Below are 3,040 nucleotides of genomic sequence, written 5' to 3'. Positions count from 1 at the left end.
GGTGAGCAACACCGGCACGGCGCCGACCTCGGGCACGATCACCGTGACCGACACGTTGCCGAGCGGGCTGACCTATGTGTCGGGCACCGGCACGGGCTGGACCTGCAGCGCGACCGGCCAGACGGTGACCTGTACCCGCACGACGGCGATCGCGGCCGGCGCGGCCGGTCCGGCGATCACGCTGACGGTGGCGGTGGGCAGCGGGGCCACGCCGAGCGTGACCAATACGGCGCAGGCCAGCGGCGGCGGCGACACCACCTGCCCGGCGCAGGCGCGCTGCACGGCGACCGACCCGACCACGGTGAACACCGCCGCGAACGTCGCGGTGGCCAAGACCGGCCCGGCAACGGTGACGGCGGGCGCCAGCTACCAGTACACGCTGGCGGTGAGCAACAGCGGCCAGACCGCGACCGGCACCAACGTGGTCGTGCAGGACCAGCTGCCGGCGGGCGCGATTGCCACGGCGGTGACCGGCGCGAACTGCGGCCCCCTGCCGAGCTCGGCGGGCGCGCTGCTGACCTGTACGATCCCCGGCCCGATCGCGGGCGGAGGCTCGACCAATGTCGTGCTGACGGTGACCGCCCCGGCGACGGGCGGCTCGATCACCAACTACGCGGCGACCAACCCGACGGGCACCGGCAATCCGGGCACGCCGCCGGGTCCTGGCTGCACCAGCGGCCCGACGGTGAGCTGCAGCAGCGCGACCACGACGGTCAATGCGCCGCTGCTGAGCATGGCCAAGACCCACAGCGGCAACTTCGTGGTGGGGACCAACGGCACCTACACGCTGACGGTGAGCAACACCGGCACGGCGCCGACCTCGGGCACGATCACCGTGACCGACACGCTGCCGAGCGGGCTGACCTATGTGTCGGGCACCGGCACGGGCTGGACCTGCAGCGCGGCCGGCCAGACGGTGACCTGTACCCGTACGACGGCGATCGCGGCCGGCGCGGCCGGTCCGGCGATCACGCTGACGGTGGCGGTGGGTAGCGGGGCATTGCCGAGCGTGACCAATACGGCACAGGCCAGCGGCGGCGGCGACACCACCTGCCCGGCGCAGGCACGCTGCACGGCGACCGATCCGACCACGGTCGATGCGGGCGTGAGCCTGAGCACCACCAAGACTGTCAGCCCGAACCCGATGACGGTGGGCGTGGCGGCGACGTACACGATCACGGTCACCAACAACGGCACCGGTCCCACGACCGCCAATACGGTCAGCGTGGACACCGTGAATGCCTCGCTGACGATCACCAGGGTCGGTGCGGGCTGCACACAGAGCGGCCTGACGGTCACCTGCACGCCGCCGGCCGGCCTGGCCGCGGGCGCCAGCGCGACGTACACGATCACGGTCACCAACAACGGCACCGGTCCCACGACCGCCAATACGGTCAGCGTGGACAACGTGAATGCCTCGCTGACGATCAACAGTGTCGGTGCGGGCTGCACACAGAGCGGCCAGACGGTCACCTGCACGACGCCGGCCGGCCTGGCGGCGGGCGCCAGCGCGACTTACACGATCAACGTCACGCCGACGGCCGCCAACAGCACCGGCATCGTCAACACCGTGAACACCAGCGGTGGTGGCGATCCGGCCTGTACCACGGCCACGGGCGAAGGCTGCGACACCACGACCCCGCCGGTCCCGGTCAACACGGGCGTGAGCCTGAGCACCACCAAGACGGTGGCGCCGAACCCGATGACGGTGGGCATGGCAGCGACCTACACGATCAATGTCACCCCGACCGCTGCCCACAGCACCGGCATCGTCAACACCGCGAACACCAGCGGTGGTGGCGATCCGGCCTGTACCCCGGCCTCGGGCGCAGGCTGCGACACCACGACCCCGCCGGTCCCGGTCAACTCGGGCGTGAGCCTGAGCACCACCAAGACGGTGGCGCCGAACCCGATGACGGTGGGCGTGGCAGCGACCTACACGATCACGGTGACCAACAACGGCACGGGTCCGACCACGGCCGACACGGTCAGTGTCGACGCGGTGAATGCGTCGCTGACGATCAATAGCGTCGGCGCAGGCTGCTCGGCCACGGGCCAGACCGTGACCTGCACCACGCCGGCCGGCCTGGCCGCCGGTGCCAGCGCGACCTACACGATCAATGTCACCCCGACCGCTGCCAACAGCACCGGCATCGTCAACACCGTGAACACCAGCGGCGGCGGCGATCCGGCCTGTACCACGGCCACGGGCGAAGGCTGCGATACGACGACCCCGCCGGTGCCGGTGAACTCGGGCGTGGACCTGACCACCAGCAAGACGGTCAGCCCGAATCCGATGACGGTGGGCGTGGCGGCAACGTACACGATCACGGTCACCAACAATGGCACGGGCCCGACGACGGCTGATACGGTCAGCGTCGACGCGGTGAATGCGTCGCTGACGATCAATAGCGTCGGCGCGGGCTGCACGCAGAGCGGCCAGACGGTCACCTGCACCACGCCGGCCGGCCTGGCCGCCGGTGCCAGCGCGACCTATACCATCAATGTCACCCCGACCGCTGCCAACAGCACGGGCATCGTCAATACCGTCAATACCAGCGGCGGCGGTGATCCGGACTGCACCACGGCGACGGGCGAAGGCTGCGATACGACGACCCCGCCGGTGCCGGTGAACACGGGCGTGAGCCTGAGCACCACCAAGACCGTCAGTCCGAATCCGATGACGGTGGGTGTGGCTGCGACCTATACGATCACGGTGACCAACAACGGCACGGGTCCGACCACGGCCGATACGGTCAGCGTCGATAATGTCGATGCGTCGCTGACGATCAACAGCGTCGGTGCGGGCTGCTCGGCCACGGGCCAGACGGTCACCTGCACCACGCCGGCGGGCCTGGCCGTGGGCGCCAGCGCGACCTACACCATCAACGTCACCCCGACCGCTGCGAACAGCACGGGCATCGTCAACACCGTGAACACCAGCGGCGGCGGCGATCCGGCCTGTACGACGGCAGGCGGCGAAGGCTGCGACGCCACGACCCCGCCGGTGCCGGTGAACTCGGGCGTGGACCTGACCACC

Annotated in this window: 1 protein-coding gene; it reads left to right on the top strand. The window is 70.4% G+C overall.

All coding sequences use genetic code 11. From position 1 onward, the window contains the following. Nucleotides 1–3,040, top strand: a 3,040-nt coding sequence (locus tag MD221_RS17355) for a beta strand repeat-containing protein (protein ID WP_242113407.1), incomplete at both ends; no start/stop codon positions are given.

Source organism: Luteimonas aquatica (genome assembly GCF_022662575.1).
GTDB lineage: Bacteria > Pseudomonadota > Gammaproteobacteria > Xanthomonadales > Xanthomonadaceae > Luteimonas > Luteimonas aquatica.
Note: the sequence above shows the minus strand (reverse complement) of the source record. Positions and strands in the feature narration are given on the sequence as shown.